At 68.8% G+C, this 18,653-nt stretch carries 21 protein-coding genes; all 21 read left to right on the forward strand.

What is annotated here, in order from left to right; all coding sequences use genetic code 11:
* Positions 1 to 446: 446 nt before the first annotated feature.
* The 21 genes from fliD (at position 447) to AC06FD_RS16125 (ending at position 18,653) form a co-directional block, all read left to right on the forward strand.
* Entirely contained in the window at positions 447 to 1,829 is a 1,383-nt protein-coding gene (fliD, locus tag AC06FD_RS16025; protein WP_478078335.1) for a flagellar filament capping protein FliD, read from the forward strand.
* A 133-nt stretch (positions 1,830 to 1,962) separates the two neighbouring features.
* Positions 1,963 to 2,379, forward strand: a complete 417-nt coding sequence (gene fliS / locus AC06FD_RS16030; RefSeq protein WP_259202556.1) for a flagellar export chaperone FliS — start codon at positions 1,963 to 1,965, stop codon at positions 2,377 to 2,379.
* On the forward strand, positions 2,379 to 2,684 hold the full coding sequence (locus AC06FD_RS16035; RefSeq protein ID WP_259202555.1) for a hypothetical protein: 306 nt from the start codon (positions 2,379 to 2,381) through the stop codon (positions 2,682 to 2,684). The genes fliS and AC06FD_RS16035 overlap by 1 nt, the downstream gene beginning before the upstream one ends.
* The gene (locus tag AC06FD_RS16040) at positions 2,681 to 3,280 is read left to right on the forward strand and encodes a PilZ domain-containing protein (protein ID WP_259202553.1); all 600 of its coding nucleotides are present in this window, start codon (positions 2,681 to 2,683) and stop codon (positions 3,278 to 3,280) included. Before AC06FD_RS16035 ends, AC06FD_RS16040 begins: the two co-directional genes overlap by 4 nt.
* 121 nt (positions 3,281 to 3,401) lie before the next feature.
* Positions 3,402 to 4,034: a response regulator gene (locus tag AC06FD_RS16045; protein ID WP_256776975.1), complete on the forward strand. Its 633-nt coding sequence runs from the start codon at positions 3,402 to 3,404 to the stop codon at positions 4,032 to 4,034.
* A 276-nt stretch (positions 4,035 to 4,310) separates the two neighbouring features.
* Complete coding sequence (gene rpoN, locus AC06FD_RS16050; RefSeq protein ID WP_478078336.1) at positions 4,311 to 5,720, forward strand: RNA polymerase factor sigma-54; 1,410 nt, start codon at positions 4,311 to 4,313, stop codon at positions 5,718 to 5,720.
* Positions 5,721 to 5,734: 14 nt separating this feature from the next.
* Complete coding sequence (locus AC06FD_RS16055; RefSeq protein ID WP_259202551.1) at positions 5,735 to 6,115, forward strand: response regulator; 381 nt, start codon at positions 5,735 to 5,737, stop codon at positions 6,113 to 6,115.
* Positions 6,108 to 7,604 carry a sigma-54 dependent transcriptional regulator gene (locus AC06FD_RS16060; protein ID WP_449335818.1) on the forward strand — a complete coding sequence of 499 codons (1,497 nt, stop codon included), beginning with the start codon at positions 6,108 to 6,110 and terminating at the stop codon, positions 7,602 to 7,604. Before AC06FD_RS16055 ends, AC06FD_RS16060 begins: the two co-directional genes overlap by 8 nt.
* A gap of 637 nt (positions 7,605 to 8,241) precedes the next feature.
* On the forward strand, positions 8,242 to 8,604 hold the full coding sequence (fliE, locus tag AC06FD_RS16065) for a flagellar hook-basal body complex protein FliE (RefSeq protein WP_259202549.1): 363 nt from the start codon (positions 8,242 to 8,244) through the stop codon (positions 8,602 to 8,604).
* A gap of 12 nt (positions 8,605 to 8,616) precedes the next feature.
* Entirely contained in the window at positions 8,617 to 10,260 is a 1,644-nt protein-coding gene (gene fliF, locus AC06FD_RS16070) for a flagellar basal-body MS-ring/collar protein FliF (protein WP_478078337.1), read from the forward strand.
* Positions 10,261 to 10,279: 19 nt separating this feature from the next.
* Positions 10,280 to 11,266 (forward strand): flagellar motor switch protein FliG, encoded by a 987-nt coding sequence (gene fliG, locus AC06FD_RS16075; RefSeq protein WP_259203514.1) that lies wholly within the window; start codon positions 10,280 to 10,282, stop codon positions 11,264 to 11,266.
* The gene (locus tag AC06FD_RS16080; RefSeq protein ID WP_259202546.1) at positions 11,263 to 11,898 is read left to right on the forward strand and encodes a FliH/SctL family protein; all 636 of its coding nucleotides are present in this window, start codon (positions 11,263 to 11,265) and stop codon (positions 11,896 to 11,898) included. The genes fliG and AC06FD_RS16080 overlap by 4 nt, the downstream gene beginning before the upstream one ends.
* Positions 11,895 to 13,283 carry a FliI/YscN family ATPase gene (locus AC06FD_RS16085; protein ID WP_478078338.1) on the forward strand — a complete coding sequence of 463 codons (1,389 nt, stop codon included), beginning with the start codon at positions 11,895 to 11,897 and terminating at the stop codon, positions 13,281 to 13,283. Before AC06FD_RS16080 ends, AC06FD_RS16085 begins: the two co-directional genes overlap by 4 nt.
* 3 nt (positions 13,284 to 13,286) lie before the next feature.
* A complete protein-coding gene (gene fliJ / locus AC06FD_RS16090) occupies positions 13,287 to 13,745 on the forward strand; it encodes a flagellar export protein FliJ (protein ID WP_394163763.1) in 459 nt (152 codons plus the stop codon).
* The gene (locus AC06FD_RS16095; protein WP_478078408.1) at positions 13,745 to 14,905 is read left to right on the forward strand and encodes a flagellar hook-length control protein FliK; all 1,161 of its coding nucleotides are present in this window, start codon (positions 13,745 to 13,747) and stop codon (positions 14,903 to 14,905) included. Before fliJ ends, AC06FD_RS16095 begins: the two co-directional genes overlap by 1 nt.
* A gap of 405 nt (positions 14,906 to 15,310) precedes the next feature.
* Positions 15,311 to 15,844, forward strand: coding sequence for a flagellar basal body-associated FliL family protein (locus AC06FD_RS16100; RefSeq protein WP_259202541.1), 534 nt, complete (start codon positions 15,311 to 15,313; stop codon positions 15,842 to 15,844).
* Positions 15,845 to 15,853: 9 nt separating this feature from the next.
* Positions 15,854 to 16,861, forward strand: coding sequence for a flagellar motor switch protein FliM (gene fliM, locus AC06FD_RS16105; RefSeq protein ID WP_259202540.1), 1,008 nt, complete (start codon positions 15,854 to 15,856; stop codon positions 16,859 to 16,861).
* Positions 16,858 to 17,196 (forward strand): flagellar motor switch protein FliN, encoded by a 339-nt coding sequence (fliN, locus tag AC06FD_RS16110; protein ID WP_259202538.1) that lies wholly within the window; start codon positions 16,858 to 16,860, stop codon positions 17,194 to 17,196. The genes fliM and fliN overlap by 4 nt, the downstream gene beginning before the upstream one ends.
* Positions 17,193 to 17,594 carry a flagellar biosynthetic protein FliO gene (gene fliO, locus AC06FD_RS16115; RefSeq protein ID WP_478078339.1) on the forward strand — a complete coding sequence of 134 codons (402 nt, stop codon included), beginning with the start codon at positions 17,193 to 17,195 and terminating at the stop codon, positions 17,592 to 17,594. Before fliN ends, fliO begins: the two co-directional genes overlap by 4 nt.
* Before the next feature lie 2 nt (positions 17,595 to 17,596).
* Positions 17,597 to 18,382 (forward strand): flagellar type III secretion system pore protein FliP, encoded by a 786-nt coding sequence (gene fliP / locus AC06FD_RS16120; protein ID WP_259202535.1) that lies wholly within the window; start codon positions 17,597 to 17,599, stop codon positions 18,380 to 18,382.
* Between the two features lies 1 nt (position 18,383).
* Positions 18,384 to 18,653, forward strand: coding sequence for a flagellar biosynthetic protein FliQ (locus AC06FD_RS16125; protein ID WP_038688486.1), 270 nt, complete (start codon positions 18,384 to 18,386; stop codon positions 18,651 to 18,653).

Below are 18,653 nucleotides of genomic sequence, written 5' to 3' on the forward strand. Positions count from 1 at the left end.
TCACGCGTCCACGCCGCCGGCCAAGGCCGGCGGCGCGGGCAACCCCGACAAGACAGCCAACTGTCGCGCAGGAACGGGCCATGGCCATGGGCCGGACTCTCTCCCGGTCGCCACATCCACCGTGGCCATGGCCCGCCCCTGCGGCCCAACCGTTATCAGCGCTGTTTGTTTGACTGAACTCACCGGGTGGCTTCGTCTCCCCCCGCTTTTCAGTAGCCTGAGCCCTCCTCTACATTGGAGGAGGGTTTTTTACAGACCACCGGCCGGACCTGCATTGCGTCCCGCCCTTATGCCCCTGCAAAGCGCGTGCCATTTCTCCGCGCCAGGCCATTGGCACAACTCCTGCATCAACGTGGTTCTAAAGACCTGGCGGCTACGGCCGCTACCTTCGTTGACAGCACGGCCACGCGGCGACGCCGCGGCGGCACACAGACAGGAGATACAACGTGGCTGACTTTGGTTACGGCGGCATCGGTTCCGGACTGGATATTTCCGGCATGGTCGCCAGCCTGGTGGCGGCAGACCGCAAACCTTCGGACAACGCACTCAACCTGCAGCAGTCCAAAGCCAAGATGCAGCTGTCGGCAGTGGGCACGGTCAAGTCCGCGTTCGACCTGCTGAGCACCTCGTTGAAGGCGCTGAAGGCCTCGACCGCGTTCGACGCCCGCCTGGTCAGTGCGACCAAGGACGGCACCGACGACATCCTGACGGTCACCAGCACCAATTCGGCGGCCACCGGCAACCATGTCATCCACGTCGACCAGCTGGCCACGGCCAACAAGTGGATCGCCGACACGGCGGTGCCCAAGACCAAGACCTTCGGCGCCGGCACCCTGACGCTGGACGTGGGCGTGGGCGACAAAAAGAAGACGCTGGAGATCCAGGTCGAGGCCGATGACACCCTGTCCTCGATCCGCACCAAGATCGAAAAGGCCGGCCGCAGCCTGGGCGTACAGTCGACCCTCATCGCCTCCGGCGACAACCAGTACCTGTCGTTGTCGCAGGAGAAGTCCGGCACCGCCAATGCGATCAATCTCAGCGCCGGTGCCGGCAATGCCGAGCTGACCGCACTGGCCAACAGCCTGACCGAACGCACCCCGGCCGCCGATGCCAAGCTCACCATCGACGGGGTGGAAGTGGTGTCCAGCGAGAACACCGTCACCGACGTGGTTCCCGGCCTGACCCTCAACCTCAAGAAGAAGGGCGACACCACCGTCACCGTCAGCACCGACGTGGCGGCCGCACGCAAGGTGATGCAGGACTTCGTCACCGCCTACAACGGTGCGATCAGCGCGATCAACACCGCCACCAAGTACGACATCGAGAACAAGGAGCCCTCCTCGCTGACCGGCGATGCGCAGATGCGCGGCGCCTCCAGCCAGTTGCGCTCGATGATGGGCGGCGTGCTCAAGGACCTCGCCGCGGTCGGCCTGGACCCGAAGACGCTGGGTCTGCAGACCCGCGCCTATCCCAACGCCGACGGCAGCCTGGTGCTGGATGCCACCAAGTTCGAGGCGGCGCTGGTCAACCAGGCCGGTGCGGTACGGCAGGCGCTGACCGGTGATGACGGCGCGGCTACCAAGCTGTTCAACATGGTGGATGGCTATGTCAGCACCACCGTTGGCAAGGAAGGCGCCTTTGTTTCGCGCACCAAGAGCATCAACGCCACCCTGACCGACATCGACAAGCGCCGCGCGGCGCTGGACGTGCGCATGGCCGGCGTGGAGGAACGCTACAAGAAGCAGTTCCTGGCCCTGGATGCATTGATGGGCAAGCTGAGCCAGACCACGTCGTCGCTCACCTCGCAGCTCAGTCAGCTGGCCGGTTGATCGACACGGCCGCCTGCTCAAGTAAAGCGCGAACGCTGCCGATACTGGTACCAGCGCAGCAGCCAACGCAGGCTCCACCCCGGTGCCGCAGACCCCGCAAGGCACGCGGCCCCGCACGAAGGAGACATGATTGATGTACGGTTCAAACCGTCAATTCACCGAGCAGTACCGCAAGGTCGGCGTGCAGAGCTCGATCATCGACGCCGACCCGCACAAGCTGGTGGCGTTGCTGCTGGCCGGTGCACTCGAACGCGTGCGGCTGGCCCAGGCCTGCCTGGAACGTGGCGATCAGGCGCGCAAGGGCAAGGCGATCGGCGAGGTGTGCGCGATCGTCGGGCATCTCAACGGCTCGCTCGACCATGAAGCCGGTGGCGAGATCGCCGGCAATCTGTCGGCCCTGTACGATTACGTCATGCAGCGCCTGACCGAAGCCAACCTGCACAACGATCCGGAGGCCCTGCGCGAGTCGCTGGAGCTGCTGGGCGAGATCGACGCGGCCTGGAATGCAATCCCGCGCGACCAGCGCGCGCCCGCGCAGGCCGCCGTGTAATGGCCACCGCGCCCACCCTGGCCGACCTCAACAGCACGCTGGACACGCTGGAAGCAGCGTTGCTGGACGGTGACCACGCACGTGCGGGCACCTGCCTGGACACCCTGCACGCCGACCAGACCCAACTGCTGGCCCAGCCCGGCGGGCTGGATGACGTTGCCGGCCTGCGCGCACTGGAAAGCCGCCAGCAGCGCCTGATGGTGATGATCATGAGCCAGCGCGACGAGGCCGCGGGCCACGTGCGCAAGGGCGCTGCCGCCAACCGCGCCGCGCATGCCTACCTCACCGCGGAATCCCTGTCATGAGCGAGCTGCGGCCCAGCGCCATCCATCATCCGGCCGAAAGCGAGCTGTTCGATGAAACGCTGAGCTGCGAGGTGGCGCTGCCGGCCGAGTTCCGCCTGGGCAGCGCGGTGGTGCGTCCGGGCAGCGCCGAGACCCTGCTGCGCAGCGTGGCCCTGGTGGAAGATTCGCGCGGCGATGACGGCCACGACGAGCGCGGCGAAGCCACCGCGCAACTGCAGCGCCTGGAGGCCAAGCTGGACCTGACCATGGTGCTGCTCGGCCGGCTGGTGCGGCAGACCGCGCAGGACCTGGACCTGCGCCCGCTGCGCTGGTCGCGGCGCGGCATCCGCCTGGAACAGGGCATGCGTACCGGCGCGACGGCTGGCAGCCTGGGCGTGATCCGGCTGCAGCCCTGCGACTGGCTGCCGGACCATATCGACCTGCCCGTCTCCGTGCTGGCCGAAGCGGCCACCGGCGCCGGCGCGCATTTCCTCTGGCTGCGTTTCGAGCCGATGAGCGATGCGCTGGAGATGGCGCTGGAACGGCACCTGTTCCGCCTGCACCGTCGCCAGGTCGCGCAGGCGCGCCTGGCCGACCGCCGTCCGCTGGACCCCTGAGCCCATTTTTTGACGGGTTGCCAGCCAACGGCAGGCACTACCGTGACGGGATCGGCTTGGCGGTAGGCCGCCACTCCGTTAAGGTGGTCACCCCGCCTTAACATCTGCCGAAGCCCTGCCTGTGCGCGTTCTCATCGTCGACGATCACACCCTGGTCCGCGCCGGCCTCAGCCGCCTGCTCCAGGGCTTTGCCGACGTGGACGTCGCCGCAGAAGCCAGCAACGCCGAACAGGCCCTGCAACTGGCCATCCAGCACAGCCCGGACGTGATCCTGATGGACCTCTCGCTGCCCGGCCGCACCGGCCTGGAAGCCCTGAGCGACATCCTGCTGCGCGCCCCCGGCACCCGGGTGGTGATGATGACCATGCACGACGACGCCGTGCACGTGCGCGATGCCCTGGACCGTGGCGCCGTCGGCTTCGTGGTCAAGGATGCCGCGCCGCAGGAGCTGGAACTGGCCCTGCGGGCCGCCCACGCCGGCCAGGTATTCCTGAGTCCGCAGATCTCGGCCAAGATGCTGGCGCCCATGCTGGGCAAGGAAAAACCGGTCGGGGTGGCGGCGCTGTCGCCGCGCCAGCGCGAAATCCTGCGCCAGATCGGCCGCGGCGAGAGCAACAAGGAAATCGCCGCCGACCTGGGCATCAGCGTCAAGACGGTGGAAACCCACCGCGCGCGCATGATGGAGTCGCTGGGGTGCCGCCGCGCCAACGATCTGCTGCTGCTTGCCGCCCGCCACCAGCACGAGCTGGAGTGAACCGGCCCGGGCAATGCGTCGGTTCCCCGACACCCTGAAGGCTTCAGCCTGCGGTCCGCCGGATTTTTGAACCGCCCCCAGACACCTTGGCTACGGAAACACAAGGGATCCCGCCGCAGGCAGCGTCAAAAGTCCGGGGTCATGTAGGGGTTTTCCTGACGGAGCGTCAGGAAACCAACGACAGCACTCAGGAACCCCCCGATTACGGCGTCGGGATATCAGAAGCAAGATGTGTTCCATAACGCACCGGGGAGTCGGTGCGACGGGGAAAAACACATGAAGCCGACGATGTCGACCCAGCTGGGTCAGCAGCTCCACCTCACGCCGCAACTGCTGCAGTCGATCCGGCTGCTGCAGCTGGACGGCATGCAGCTCGAGCTGGAGATCCGCCGCGCACTGGAAACCAACCCGCTGCTGGAACTGGAAGAAGCGCCCGAGGCGCCGGCCAGTGACACCAGCGAGAGCGTGACCGTGCAGGAAGTGGCCGCCTTCGACGAGCTTCCCGAAAGCGCCATGTGGGACGTGCCCGGCGCCAGCTGGCAGGACGGCGACGACGACCGCATGCAGCGCATCGCCGCCGACGAATCCAGCGACCCGCAGCTGCGCGCCCTGCAGCGCCTGTCGCTGGAGCTGGATGCGCGCGAACTGGCCGTGGCCAGTTTCTGGCTGGAGCATTGCGACGACGCTGGCTACCTCGATGCCCCGCTGGCACAGCTGCAGCTGCTGGCCAGCGCGCGGTGCGACGTGGATGCCGCCGGGGTGGAAGCGGTGCGCCAGCAGATCCTGCACGGCGACCCGGCCGGGCTGGCCGCCCAGGACCTGCACGAATGCCTGAGCGTGCAGCTGCGCGCCCTGCCCGGCCGCGTGCCCGCCCGCCACCTCGCCCAGCGCGTGCTCGACGAGGGCCTGGCCGCGCTGGCCGCGCACGACTACCTGGCCCTGTCGCGCCAGCTCGACGCCGAGATCGCCGACATCCACGAAGCGGTGCGGCTGATCCTGTCGCTGCAGCCGCGCCCGGGCGACAGCCTGCGCCCGGACGACAACGGCGTGGTCATCCCGGACGTGATCGCCTGGCACGCCGATGGCCAGTGGCGCGTGGCGCTGAACCCGGCCACCAGCCGCCGCCTGGGCATCAACGCCAGCTACGAAGCCGCGCTGGCCGACGCCGGCGAGGCCGCCCAGCCGCTGCGCGACATGCTGCAGGAAGCGCGCTGGCTGACCCGTGGGCTGTCGATGCGCTATGACACCCTGCTGCGCACCACCCGGGTGATCATCGAGCGCCAGGCCGGGTTCCTGACCCGCGGCGAGGAAGCGATGGCGCCGCTGACCCTGAAGGAAGTGGCCGATGCGATCGGCATGCACGAGTCCACTGTCTCGCGCATCACCACCGGCAAGTACCTGCAGACCCCGCGCGGCACGCTGGAGCTGAAGCACTTCTTCGCCGTGCGGCTGGAAGGCGCCAGCGTCTCCGGCCAGGCGGTCAAGGCGATGGTGCGCCGGCTGATCGATGCCGAGCCGGTCGGCCGGCCGCTGGCCGATGAGGCCATTGCCGGGCTGCTGTCGCGCCAGGGGGTCAACATCGCCCGCCGTACCGTTGCAAAATACCGAGAACAACTGGACATCGCCCCGGCCCGCGAACGCCGCCGGATGCATGCCCGCACCCCGCAATTGGCCCGGGTGGGCTGAAGGAAATGGAAGACATGAACAAGCTCACCGTCCTGCTGGTCGACGACCACGAGGGTTTCATCAATGCCGCCATGCGCCACTTCCGCAAGGTCGACTGGCTGGACGTGATCGGCAGCGCCGCCAACGGCCTGGAAGCCATCGAACGCTCCGAGTCGCTGCGCCCGCAGGTGGTGTTGATGGACCTGGCCATGCCCGAGATGGGCGGCCTGCAGGCCACCCGCCTGATCAAGTCGCAGGACGATGCGCCCTACATCGTCATCGCCAGCCATTTCGACGATGTCGAGCACCGCGAACACGCGCTGCGTGCCGGCGCCGACAACTTCGTCAGCAAGCTGTCCTACATCCAGGAGGTCATGCCTATCCTGGAAGGCCTGAAGGGGAAGGATCATGAGTGAGTCGCGCATCCTGGTACTGGACAACGACGCCGTCCGCGCCGAACGCACCGTCGCCCTGCTCGAGTTCATGGATTTCAACCCGCGCTGGGTGGCCGACGCGGCCGATATCGACACCACCCGCCAGCGTCCCAACGACTGGGTGGCGGTGATCATCGGCAGCCTGGACCCCGGCGCGCGCAGCGATGCGCTGTTTGCCTGGGTCGGCAAGGGCGCCCTGCCGCCGCCGGTGATGCTGGTCGATGGCGATGCCGCCAGCTTCGCCCAGCAGCACGGCCTGCACGAAGCCAACGTGTGGCCGCTGGAAGCCCCGCTGCGCCATGCGCAGATGGAAGCGCTGCTGCGCCGCGCGAGCCTGAAGCGACTGGACGCCGAGCACCAGGCCGGCGCCGTGCAGGAACAGGGCCCGACCGGTGACGGCGCGGCGGTGAGCGCGTTGCGCCTGATGATCGAGCAGGTTGCCGCGTTCGACACCACGGTGCTGGTGCTGGGCGAATCGGGCACCGGCAAGGAAGTGGTGTCGCGGTCGATCCACCAGCGCTCGCCGCGTCGCGATGGCCCGTTCGTGGCGATCAACTGCGGCGCGATTCCCGCCGACCTGCTGGAAAGCGAACTGTTCGGTCACGAAAAAGGCGCGTTCACCGGTGCACTGAGCGCGCGCAAGGGCCGTTTCGAAATGGCCGAAGGCGGCACGCTGCTGCTGGACGAGATCGGCGACATGAGCCTGCCGATGCAGGTCAAGCTGCTGCGCGTGCTGCAGGAACGCAGCTTCGAGCGGGTCGGCGGCAACCAGACCATCCGCTGCAACGTGCGGGTGATCGCCGCGACCCACCGCGACCTGGAGTCGCGTATCGCCGACGGCAAGTTCCGCGAGGATCTGTTCTACCGTCTCAACGTGTTCCCGATCGACGTGCCGGCCCTGCGCGAGCGCAGCGAAGACCTGCCGGCGCTGGTGACCACCATCGCCGCGCAGCTGGCCCGCACCGGCCGTGGTGAAGTACGTTTCAGCGCCGAGGCACTGCAGGCGCTGGCCAGCTACGAGTGGCCGGGCAACGTGCGCGAGCTGACCAACCTGGTCGAGCGCCTGGCGGTGCTGCACCCCGGCGGCAACGTGCGCGTGCAGGACCTGCCGGCACGGTACCGCGGCGATTTCAGCGTGGCGGCACCGGCCCCCGTGGCCGCGCCGCCGGCGCCGGTCGACGAGCGCCTGGACCTGCGCAGCTTCTCTTTCCACACCCCGGCCCCGGGCACGGCTGCCCCGCTGGAGAACGGCATCGGCCCGGTCACCCGCGCCACCGGCCTGCCCGATGCCGGCCTGGACCTGCGCAACCACATGGCCAACATCGAGCTGACCCTGATCAACGAGGCGCTGGAGCGCACCCAGGGCGTGGTTGCCCACGCCGCGCAGTTGCTCGGCCTGCGCCGCACCACCCTGGTGGAAAAGCTGCGCAAGTACGGTATCGAACGCGACCAGGCCGAACTGGCCGGTTGATCGCCGCGCAGCACCCAAAAAGCCCGGGCCTGCCCGGGCTTTTTTTTGTCCCCGAGCCCTCCGGGTGGCCGGCAGAAGCATGCCTTGACGCGTTCCGGACGCGGCTTTTGGTGGGGCGGGCGCTGGGCCCCATACCCTTTCCGGCGAATGTCCTCCGGCGTCGGCCTGCGGCCGCCCCCTCCCCCTTTATTTCGCCTCCAAGGGCATGGGGCCCAGCGCCCGCCCCACCAAAGGCCGTCCTGCCTGCTCCGCTCCCCGTCCGTACCGCAAGCCGAGCCCCGTAGCGGTCGGTAGGCCCCTGGGCAAAATAAAGGAGGAGGCCGCTTGCGGCCGGGGGACATTTGCACCAGGGGCCTACCGACCGCTACGGGGCCCCACCGCTCGCGACACCGCCGAACGGAGACAAACAACCCACCTCCCCACCACCCCGCCAGCCATTCGCCGCCGCCGGTTTTCCGACGCCAGTAAGCCGACCCGGCGCCGCGTCAGGTTGCCGCAGCCCCCGCCCGCAGCACCGGGGCCCGCCCGACCCACCGCATCGCCAGCTACACCAACAAAACTGAACCGTGCAGCGATTTCGGCACGCCACTTGCAACGTATTCACTCGAAACCCCATCCCAGCTTCGGAACGTTCCAGATGTCGCACTCCGTCACCTCCGTCCTTTCCCAGATCCGCACCCTCCAGACCCAGATGGGGCAGTCCGCCGTCAGCCCGCTGACGGAGGCGCCGAAGAGCAATGCCATCCAGGGCCTGGTGTCGCCGCAGGAAGTACAGGGCCCGAGCTTCACCGAAACCCTGCGCGGCGCCATTGCCGGCGTCAACGAAGCGCAACAGAAATCCGGCGCCCTCGCCAAGGCCTTCGAACTGGGTGAACCCGGTGCCGACCTGGCCAAGGTCATGGTCGCCTCGCAGCAGTCCCAGATCGCCTTCCGCGCCACCGTGGAAGTCCGCAACCGTCTCGTCCAGGCTTACCAGGACGTGATGAACATGCCGCTGTAAGGATAGAAACGCATGGCCCTGTCGCTCTCCAAGGAATCCCTGAACGCCGAAAAGGCGGGCCAGTGGTTCGACCGGCTGCAAAGCCTGCAGATCACCCGTCGGCTCGGACTGATGGCGATGATCGCCGTGGCCGTGGCGGCAGGCCTGTTCGTGTTCTTCTGGTCGCAGAAACCGGGCATGGTGCCGCTGTACACCGGCCTGGACCAGAAGGCCACCGCCGAAGCCACCGACCTGCTGCGCACCGCGCAGATTCCCTTCGAACTGGACCCGGCCACCGGGGGCATCACCGTGCCGGAGAAAAACCTGCACGACGCGCGCCTCAAGCTGGCCGGTTCGGGCCTGACCGACAGCGGCCGGCTCGGTTTCGAACTGATGGAGCGTGACCCGGGCTTCGGCGTCAGCCAGTTCATGGAGAACGCGCGCTACCAGCACTCGCTGGAAACCGAGCTCTCGCGCACCATCAACACCCTGCGCCCGGTGCGCGATTCGCGCGTGCACCTGGCCATCCCCAAGCCGAGCGCCTTCACCCGCCAGCGTGACGTGGCCAGCGCCTCGGTGGTGCTGGAACTGCGCGGCGGGCAGCAGCTCGAGCGCGGCCAGATCGATGCGATCGTGCACATGGTTGCCGCCAGCATCCCCGACCTCACCCCTGAACGCGTGACCGTGGTCGACCAGAGCGGGCGCATGCTGAGCGTGTCCGATCCGAACAGCGAGGCGGCGCTGAACGCGGCGCAGTTCGAGCAGGTGCGCCGCCAGGAGACCTCCTTCAACCAGCGCATCCGCGAACTGCTCGAGCCCATGACCGGCCCCGGCCGGGTCAACCCCGAAGTCAGCGTGGACATGGACTTCTCGGTGATCGAGGAAGCCCGCGAGCTGTACAACGGCGAGCCGCAGAAGCTGCGCAGCGAGCAGATGAGCGAGAACAGCAGCAGCACCCCGGGCCCGCAGGGCGTGCCGGGCGCGGCCAGCAATACCCCGCCCGGCCCGGCCGCCGTGCCGACCACCGCGGCCACGCCCACCGAAACCTCCAAGAACGCCACCCGCAATTACGAACTCGACCGCACCCTGCAGCACACCCGCCAGCCGGCTGGCCGCATCAAGCGTGTCTCGGTGGCCGTGCTGGTGGACAACGTGCCGCGCGCCGGTGCCAACGGCAAGATGGTGGACCAGGCGCTGTCCGCCGCCGAGCTCACCCGGGTCGAAGCCCTGGTCAAGCAGGCGGTCGGCTTCGACGCCGAGCGCGGCGACACCGTGTCGGTGATGAACGCCCCGTTCGTGCGCGAAGTGACCCCGGTCGAAGGCCCGAAGTGGTGGGAGCTGCCGCAGGTGCAGGATGGCCTGCGACTGCTGCTCGGCGCGATCGTGGTGCTGGCGCTGGTGTTCGGCGTGCTGCGCCCGGCGCTGCGCTCGATCACCGGCCAGGCCCGGAAGCCTGGCGATGAACCCCTGGAACCGCACAGTGCCGACGTGCAGCTGGTCGACGACGGCGAGGGCCTGCCCGCGCTCGGTAGCGAGCGGCTGGGCGCGGCCGGACATGAAACCCTGGCCCTGCCGGTGGACTCCTACGAGGAACGACTGCGCATGGCGCGTGAAGCTGTAAAGACCGATTCCAAGCGCGTGGCCCAGGTGGTCAAGGGCTGGGTGGCCAATGACTGACGCCGCCCCCAACGCACCGTTGACCGGCGTGCAGCGCGCGGCCGTGCTGCTGCTCTCGCTGGGCGAACTGGACGCGGCCGAAGTGCTGCGCCACATGGAACCCAAGGAGGTGCAGAAGATCGGCATCGCCATGGCCACCATGACCGACATCACCCGCGCCCAGGTCGAAGGGGTCATGGACCAGTTCAGCAACGAACTGGGCTCCAAGACCTCCCTCGGCGTCGGCTCGGACGACTACATCCGCAACATGCTGGTGCAGGCGCTGGGCAGCGAGAAGGCCGGCAACCTGATCGACCGCATCCTGCTCGGCCGCAACACCACCGGCCTGGACGCGCTGAAGTGGATGGACCCGCGTGCGGTGGCCGACCTGGTCCGCAACGAACACCCGCAGATCATCGCCATCGTGATGGCCCACCTGGAAACCGACCAGGCCGCCGACGCGCTCAAGCTGCTGCCCGAACGCACCCGCGTGGACGTACTGCTGCGCATCGCCACGCTGGACGGCATTCCGCCGAACGCACTGAACGAACTGAACGAAATCATGGAGCGCCAGTTCGCCGGCAACCAGAACCTGAAGTCGTCCAACATCGGCGGCGTGCAGTGCGCGGCCAACATCCTCAACTTCATGGACAGCGGCCAGGACCAGGCGATCCTGGGTGAAATCGCACGCATCGACGCGCCGCTGAGCGGCCGCATCCAGGACCTGATGTTCGTGTTCGACGACCTGGTCGACCTGGACGACCGCGAACTGCAGCTGGTGCTGCGCGAAGTCAGCGGCGAGCGCCTCGGCCTGGCCCTGCGCGGCGCCGACATCAAGGTGCGCGACAAGATCACCCGCAACATGTCCCAGCGTGCCGCCGAAATCCTGCTGGAAGACATGGAAGCCCGTGGCCCGGTGCGCCTGTCGGATGTGGAAGTGGCGCAGCGCGAGATCCTGGCCATCGTCAAGCGCATGGCCGATGAAGGCACCGTCACCATCGGCGGCAATGCGGAGGCGATGCTGTGAACAACGCCGTGCGCTGGCTTGCCCCGGACCTGCTGGCGGTGCCCGAGCCGCCGCAGGAGGAGCAGTTCGAACTCACCGAACCGGATCCCGAACACGAGCCGGAGCCCTTGCTGCAGCTGCCCACGCTGGAAGAAATCCAGGCGATCCAGGACAGCGCGGAGAAAGACGGCTTCGAGCAGGGGCACGCCGATGGCCTGGCCCAGGGCCAGGCCGAAGTGCGCCGCCTGATCGCACAGATCGAAGGCATCCTGGACAACTTCAGCCGGCCGCTGGTGCGGCTGGAGAACGAAGTGGTGGCCGCGCTCGGCGAACTGGCCGTGCGCATCGCCGGCACCCTGGTCGGCCGCGCCTACGAGGCCGACCCGGCCCTGCTCGCACAGCTGGTCGGCGAAGCCGTGGACGCCGTGGGCGGCGCCAACCGCGAGGTCGAGGTGCGCCTGCACCCGGACGACATCGCCGCACTCACCCCGCTGCTGCAGCTGTCGCCCACCCAACGCCTCACCGCCGACCTCAGCCTGAGCCGCGGCGATCTGCGCGTGCATGCCGAGGCAGTGCGCATCGACGGCACCCTCGAGGCGCGCCTGCGCGGCGCGCTCGATGCGGTGCTGCGCCGTTCCGGAGCCAGCGCATGATGGCCGACCCCCTGCCGACGCCGGCCCCCGCCGCCGACTGGGCCGCCGCGCGCAATCTGCGCCTGGCCGCCCGCCTGGACGGCATCCAGCCCGATGGCACCCATGGCCGCGGGCTGATCCGCGAAGGCGTGCTGCGCCGCGCCGTGGGCCTCACCCTGGAAGCGGTGGGCTGCGAGTCGCCGCTGGGCGCCAGCTGCAAGGTCGAAGTGGCCGACGGTGGCTGGGTGGACGCCGAAGTGGTCGGCTTCGCCGGCGAACGCACCTACCTGATGCCCAGCGCCGAGCTGCATGGCCTGCTGCCCAACGCGCGCGTGGTGCCGGTGCTCGGCCGCGGGGGCGTGGAAGTCGGTGAAGGCCTGCTTGGCCGGGTCATCGACAGCGACGGCGTGCCACTGGATGGCAAGGGCCCGATCCGCGCCGAGGGCACGGTCAGCATGGCGGGCGTGTCGATCAACCCGCTCGCCCGCGAACCCATTACCCAACCGCTGGACGTGGGTGTGCGCGCGATCAACGCGCTGCTGCCGATCGGTCGCGGGCAGCGCGTGGGCCTGTTCGCCGGCTCGGGCGTGGGCAAGTCCACGCTGCTGGGCATGATGACCCGCTACACCGCCGCCGATGTCATCGTGGTCGGGCTGATCGGCGAACGTGGCCGCGAAGTCCGCGATTTCGTCGAAAGCACGCTCGGCGAGGAAGGCCTGCGCCGCGCAGTGGTGGTGGCCAGCCCGGCCGACCGCCCGCCGTTGGCGCGCCTGCACGGCGCCTACCGCGCCACTGCGATCGCCGAGTGGTTCCGCGACCAGGGCCTGAACGTGCTGCTGCTGATGGATTCGCTGACCCGCTTCGCCCAGGCCCAGCGTGAGATCGGCCTGTCGGTGGGCGAGCCGCCGACCACCCGCGGCTACCCGCCGTCGGTGTTCGCCAAGCTGCCGGCCCTGGTCGAACGCGCCGGCAACGGTGCCAAGGGCCGCGGCTCGATCACCGCCTTCTACACCGTGCTGACCGAAGGCGACGATCCGCAGGACCCGATCGCCGACGCGGCGCGCGCCATCCTCGATGGCCACATCCTGTTGTCGCGACGCGTGGCCGACAGCGGCCTGTACCCGGCGATCGACGTGGAGTCCTCGGTCAGCCGCGTGGTCACCGAGATCGCCGACGAGCCGTGGCGCCTGCGCATCCGCAAGCTCAAGCGGCTGGTCTCGGCGTACTCGTCCAACCGCGACCTGATCGCCATCGGCGCGTACCAGCGTGGCAACGATCCGGCCACCGACGAAGCGCTGGAGCGCTGGTCGGACATCGCCGAATTCCTCGGACAGGACGTCGGCAAGGCAGCCGACCTGCCGCATAGCCAGGCCGCACTCAAGCGCCTGGTGGAACCAGAGAGCTAAGCCATGATCCAGTCCAAGCGTTTCGATCCCCTGCTCAAGCGGGCCCAGGACCACGAAGACGAGGTGGCGCGCGACCTGGCCGAACGCCAGCGCACGCTCGACACCCACCTGTCGCGGCTGGACGAACTGCGCCGCTACGCCGAAGAGTATGCAAACGCGCAGATGGCCGCGACCAGCCCGGCGCAGCTGCTCAACCGGCGCGCGTTCCTGGACCGGCTGGACAGCGCGGTGGCCCAGCAGAGCCAGACCGTGAACAGCAACCGCGAAAAGGTCGAGGCCGAACGCGCGCGTTTGATCCTGGCCAGCCGCGACAAGGCCGTGCTGGAACAGCTGGCCGCCAGTTACCGTGCCCAGGAGAAGGTGGTCACCGACCGCCGCGACCAGCGCGAGATGGATGACCTGGGCGCGCGCCGCAGCCGCCAGGCGCAACGTGACGACAGCGACACCGGAGGTACCGCGTGATGCCCCCCGCACTGCTCGGCAGCGCCGCCGCCACCGGTACCGCCACGCTCACCGGCGCCAGCCCGCGTCCCGACAGCGCCGCCACTGGCGACCGCCGGGACTTTGACGCGATGCTCAAGGGCGACGCCACCAGCGTGGCCAAGCCCGCGGAACGACGCGCCGGCAGGTCGGGCACGCCGGACGCGAAGGGCGCACCGGCGCCCGACGCAGACGCCGCCAAACCCGGTGAACCGGGCAAGCGCCCGGCCAGCGATGACGCCATCGACGCCGGCAGCGAGGCGACTGCCGCCACGCCAGCGACCCCGGCCAAGCCCGGCGAGGCGCCGGCCGAGGACACCGAGGCCGCGCCATGGCCGCCGCTCGGCCTGGCCGGCCTCGCCCTGATTGGGCTGGCGCCGGCGGCACCGCCGGCCGCCGCAGCGCCCGCGCCGGCTCCCGGCGCCACCGGCGCTGCCACCGTCCCGCTGCTGGCCACCGCCGCAGCCACGCCGACGGCGGCCGCACCCGCGCTTCCCGTTGCGGGGGCAACGGGCGCGACCGCCTCGGCCGCAGCGCCCGCCGCGATCGTGCTGCCGGCCGATGCCGAGGTTGCCGACGACAGCCAGCTGCTCAAGGCGGTCACCGATGCCATCGCCAGCAGCGACGGCGGCGACACGCCGCAGGCGCCGCTGCTGCACGCCCTGCATGCCGCCGCCGAGCTCAAGGGCAGTACGGCCAGCCCGGTTTTCAGCGGCAGCCCGACCGCCACCCCGGACGTGGGCGCGGATGATTTCGGCGATGCCATGGGCGCGAGGATCGGCTGGCTGGCCGACCAGAAGATCGGGCACGCGGTGATCCGGGTCACCCCGCACGACCTGGGCCAGGTGGAAGTGCGCCTGCAGATCGATGGCGACAAGGTCCACGCCAGTTTCAGTAGTGCGCATGCCGAGGTCCGGCACGCGCTGGAAACCAGCCTGCCGCGCCTGCGTGAAATGCTCGGCGAGCAGGGGTTCCAGCTCGGCAACGCCGATGTCGGCCACCAGCACACCGCGCAGGATGGCACGGCGGGCGGCGGTCAATCGGGCGCGGGCGGCGGCGACGGGGAACCGGCGTTGGCCGACATCACCGTGTCGCCGGCGCAGTTGATGCGCCAGCGTGGGCTGGTGGACGCGTACGCGTAAGCGCCACCCCGGGGTGCCGGGCGTTGGCCGGGGCCTTGCGGTGCTGGATGGGGTCGGTATGCGCTTCAGCCACGCATGGCGTGGCGCTACGGTTGGGTGGTCGGTACGGCCTCAGCCACGCATGGCGTGGCTCTACGGTTGGGTGGTCGGTACGGCCTCAGCCACGCATGGCGTGGCTCTACGGTTGGGTGGTCGGTACGGCCCAGCCACGCATGGCGTGGCGCTACGGTTGGGTGGGTCGGTACGGCCCAGCCACGCATGGCGTGGCTCTACGCGTTGGGTGGGTCTGTGCGGCCTCGGCCACGCGTGGCGTGGCGGCACGCTGTCGCCGTGCCGCCAGAAACCCGACGCGCTGCGGCCCCGGCATTCAGGCACGGGCTTTGCATGTAGCCAGGAAGCAATCCAATGGAGCTTCCCCTCGTGGCCGCAGCCGCCGACAAAACCAAGAAATCCGCCGACAAGGACAAGGCCGCCAAGCCGCGTAGTCCGTTGTTGATCACTGCCCTGGTGGCGGTCCTGGCCGCCGGTGCCGCCGGTGGCGGCGCGTGGTATTTCGCCTCGTCCTCCCAGCACGACAGCAAGGACGCCAAGCCGACCGCCAGCAAGGCGGTGCCGGCCCCGGCGCAGTACTTCGGGCTGGAGCCGCCGTTCGTGGTCAACCTCAACAGCAGCCTCGACGGCCCGCGCTACCTGCAGGTCGAAGTGCAGCTGATGACCCGCGACCCGGTTGCGATGGAGGCGATCAAGCTGCACGCCCCGGCCATCCGCGCCAAGCTGCTGATGCTGTTCTCGCAGGTCGAGCCGAACCAGATCGCCGACCGCGCCGGCAAGGAACGCCTGCAGGCCGACTCGCTGGCCGAGGTGCAGAAGCTGCTCAAGGCCGAGACCGGCAAGCCGGGCGCCGACGAACTGCTGTTCACCAGCTTCGTCACCCAGTAAGGGCCTGCCATGAATGACCTGCTTTCCCAGGACGAAATCGATGCGCTGTTGCACGGCGTGGATTCGGGTGCGGTCGAAACCGAGGTGGATGCCGCCACGCCCGGCGAGGCGCGCAGCTATGACTTCGCCAGCCAGGACCGGATCATCCGTGGGCGCATGCCGACCCTGGAAATGGTCAACGAGCGCTTCGCCCGGTTGTGGCGGATCGGCCTGTTCAACCTGATCCGGCGCTCGGCCGAGCTGTCGGTGCGTGGCATCGAGCTGATCAAGTTCAACGACTACATGCACTCGCTGTACGTGCCCACCAACCTCAACCTGATCCGCTTCAAGCCGCTTCGCGGCACCGGGCTGATCGTGTTCGAGCCGACCCTGGTGTTCGCGATCGTGGACAACTTCTTCGGCGGCGACGGGCGCTACCCGACCCGCATCGAAGGCCGCGAGTTCACCGCCACGGAAATGCGGGTCATCCAGCTGCTGCTCAAGCAGACCTTCGCCGACCTGCGCGAAGCCTGGGCGCCGGTGATGGATGTCGAGCTGGAATACATCAACTCGGAGATCAACCCGCACTTCGCCAACATCGTGACGCCGCGCGAGTACGTGGTGGTCTGCCGCCTGCATGTCGAACTGGACGGCGGTGGCGGCGATATCCACGTCACCCTGCCCTATTCGATGCTCGAACCGATCCGCGAGCTGCTCGATGCCGGCATCCAGAGCGACCGCAACGACCGCGATGCCAGCTGGGGCGTGATGCTGCGCGAACAGCTCAACGTGGCCGAAGTCACCCTGTCCAGCGTGCTGGCCACCAAGCGCATGAGCCTGCGCGACCTGACCCGCCTGAAGATCGGCGACGTGCTGCCCATCGAACTGCCCAAGCAGGTGCCGGTGTGCGTGGAGAACGTGCCGGTGTTCACCGGTGAGTTCGGCGTCGCCAACGGCTTCAACGCGGTGAAGATCACCGCCACCCATCCCCCGGGCACCCGCCCGCGCGTTCCCGTACTGCAGGAAGACCCGCAATGAACGATATCGACACCAACGAACCGGCCCCGGCGCAGTTCACCCAGCTGCAGTCCGACGACACCACCGTCGGCGACGAGCTCAACCTGGATGTGATCCTGGATGTGCCGGTGACCCTGTCGCTGGAAGTGGGCCGCGCCCGCCTGCCGATCCGCAACCTGCTGCAGCTCAACCAGGGCTCGGTGGTGGAACTGGAACGCGGCGCCGGCGAGTCGCTGGACGTGTTCGTCAACGGCACCCTGATCGCACATGGCGAAGTGGTGGTCATCAACGATCGCTTCGGCGTGCGCCTGACCGACGTGGTCAGCCCCAGCGAACGGATCCGGAGACTGCGTTGATCGCATCGCTGCTCATCGCCTCCGGCACCCCGGCGACCAAGGTCGGCCAGCACGCGGCCGCCGCACCGAGCATGTTCGGTGCGGTGCTGGCGCTGCTGGCGGTGCTGGCCCTGATCGTCGGCCTGGGCTGGCTGCTCAAGCGCATGCCCGGCAGCGGCTTTCGCCCGGCCGAGGGCATGCGCGTGGTGGCCAGCCTCAACGTGGGCGCCAAGGAGCGCGTGGTGGTGGTGGAAGTCAACGGTGAGCAGCTGCTGCTGGGCGTGACCGCCGGCGGCATCAACACCCTGCACCACCTGCCCGAACCGCTGCCGACGCCGGCCCCGGCGCGCCTGCCCGACTTCAAACATCTCCCGAATTTCGCCCAGCTGCTGCAACAGCGGCTGCGCAAGGAACCCTGATCATGCGTGGCCCGAACGCCTCCTGGACCCGTTACCTGCCGTTGCTGCTGCTCCTGCTGCTGTGCGCCCTGCCCGCGCTGGCGATGGCCGCCCCCGGCCTGCCCGGCACGCCGTCGCTGCCGGACGTGAATGTCGGCAAGATCGGCGGCCAAGCGGTCAGCCTGCCGCTGCAGACCCTGCTGCTGATGACCGCGATCACCTTGATCCCGTCGATGCTGCTGGTGCTGACCGCCTTCACCCGCATCATCATCGTGCTGGGCCTGCTGCGCCAGGCGCTGGGCACCGGCCAGACCCCGTCCAACCAGGTACTGCTCGGCCTGGCCCTGTTCCTCACCGCGATGGTGATGCTGCCGGTGTGGCAGAAGGCCTGGGGTACCGGCATGGCGCCCTACCTCAATGGCGAGATCGACTTCCAGACCGCCTGGACGCTCACCACCGCGCCGCTGCGTGCCTTCATGCTGGCCCAGATCCGCGAGACCGACCTGATGACCTTCGCCGGCATGGCCGGGCACGGCACCTACTCCGGGCCGGACGCGATCCCGTTCCCGGTGCTGGTGGCCTCGTTCGTCACCAGCGAGCTGAAGACCGCCTTTGAAATCGGCTTCCTGATCTTCATCCCGTTCGTGATCATCGACCTGGTCGTGGCCAGCGTGCTGATGTCGATGGGCATGATGATGCTGTCGCCGATGCTGGTCTCGGCACCGTTCAAGATCCTGCTGTTCGTGCTCGTCGATGGCTGGGTGCTGGTGGTGGGCACGCTGGCCGCCAGCTTCAACGCGGTGCAGTGACATGACCCCCGAACTCGCCCTCACCGAACTGCGCGGTGGGCTGATCGTGGTGCTGTGGGTGGCCGGCCCGTTGCTGCTCACCGTGCTCATCGTGGGCGTGGTGGTCGGCGTGGTGCAGGCCGCCACCCAGCTCAACGAGCCCACCATCGCCTTCGTCGCCAAGGCCGCGGCCTTGACCGCGGTGTTGTTCGCGCTCGGCAGCCTGCTGATCGGCCAGCTGGTGGAGTACACCACGCTGCTGTTCCAGCGCATTCCCCACCTGATCGGGTAG

The sequence above is a fragment of the Stenotrophomonas sp. Steno-Z1 genome (assembly GCF_056393175.1).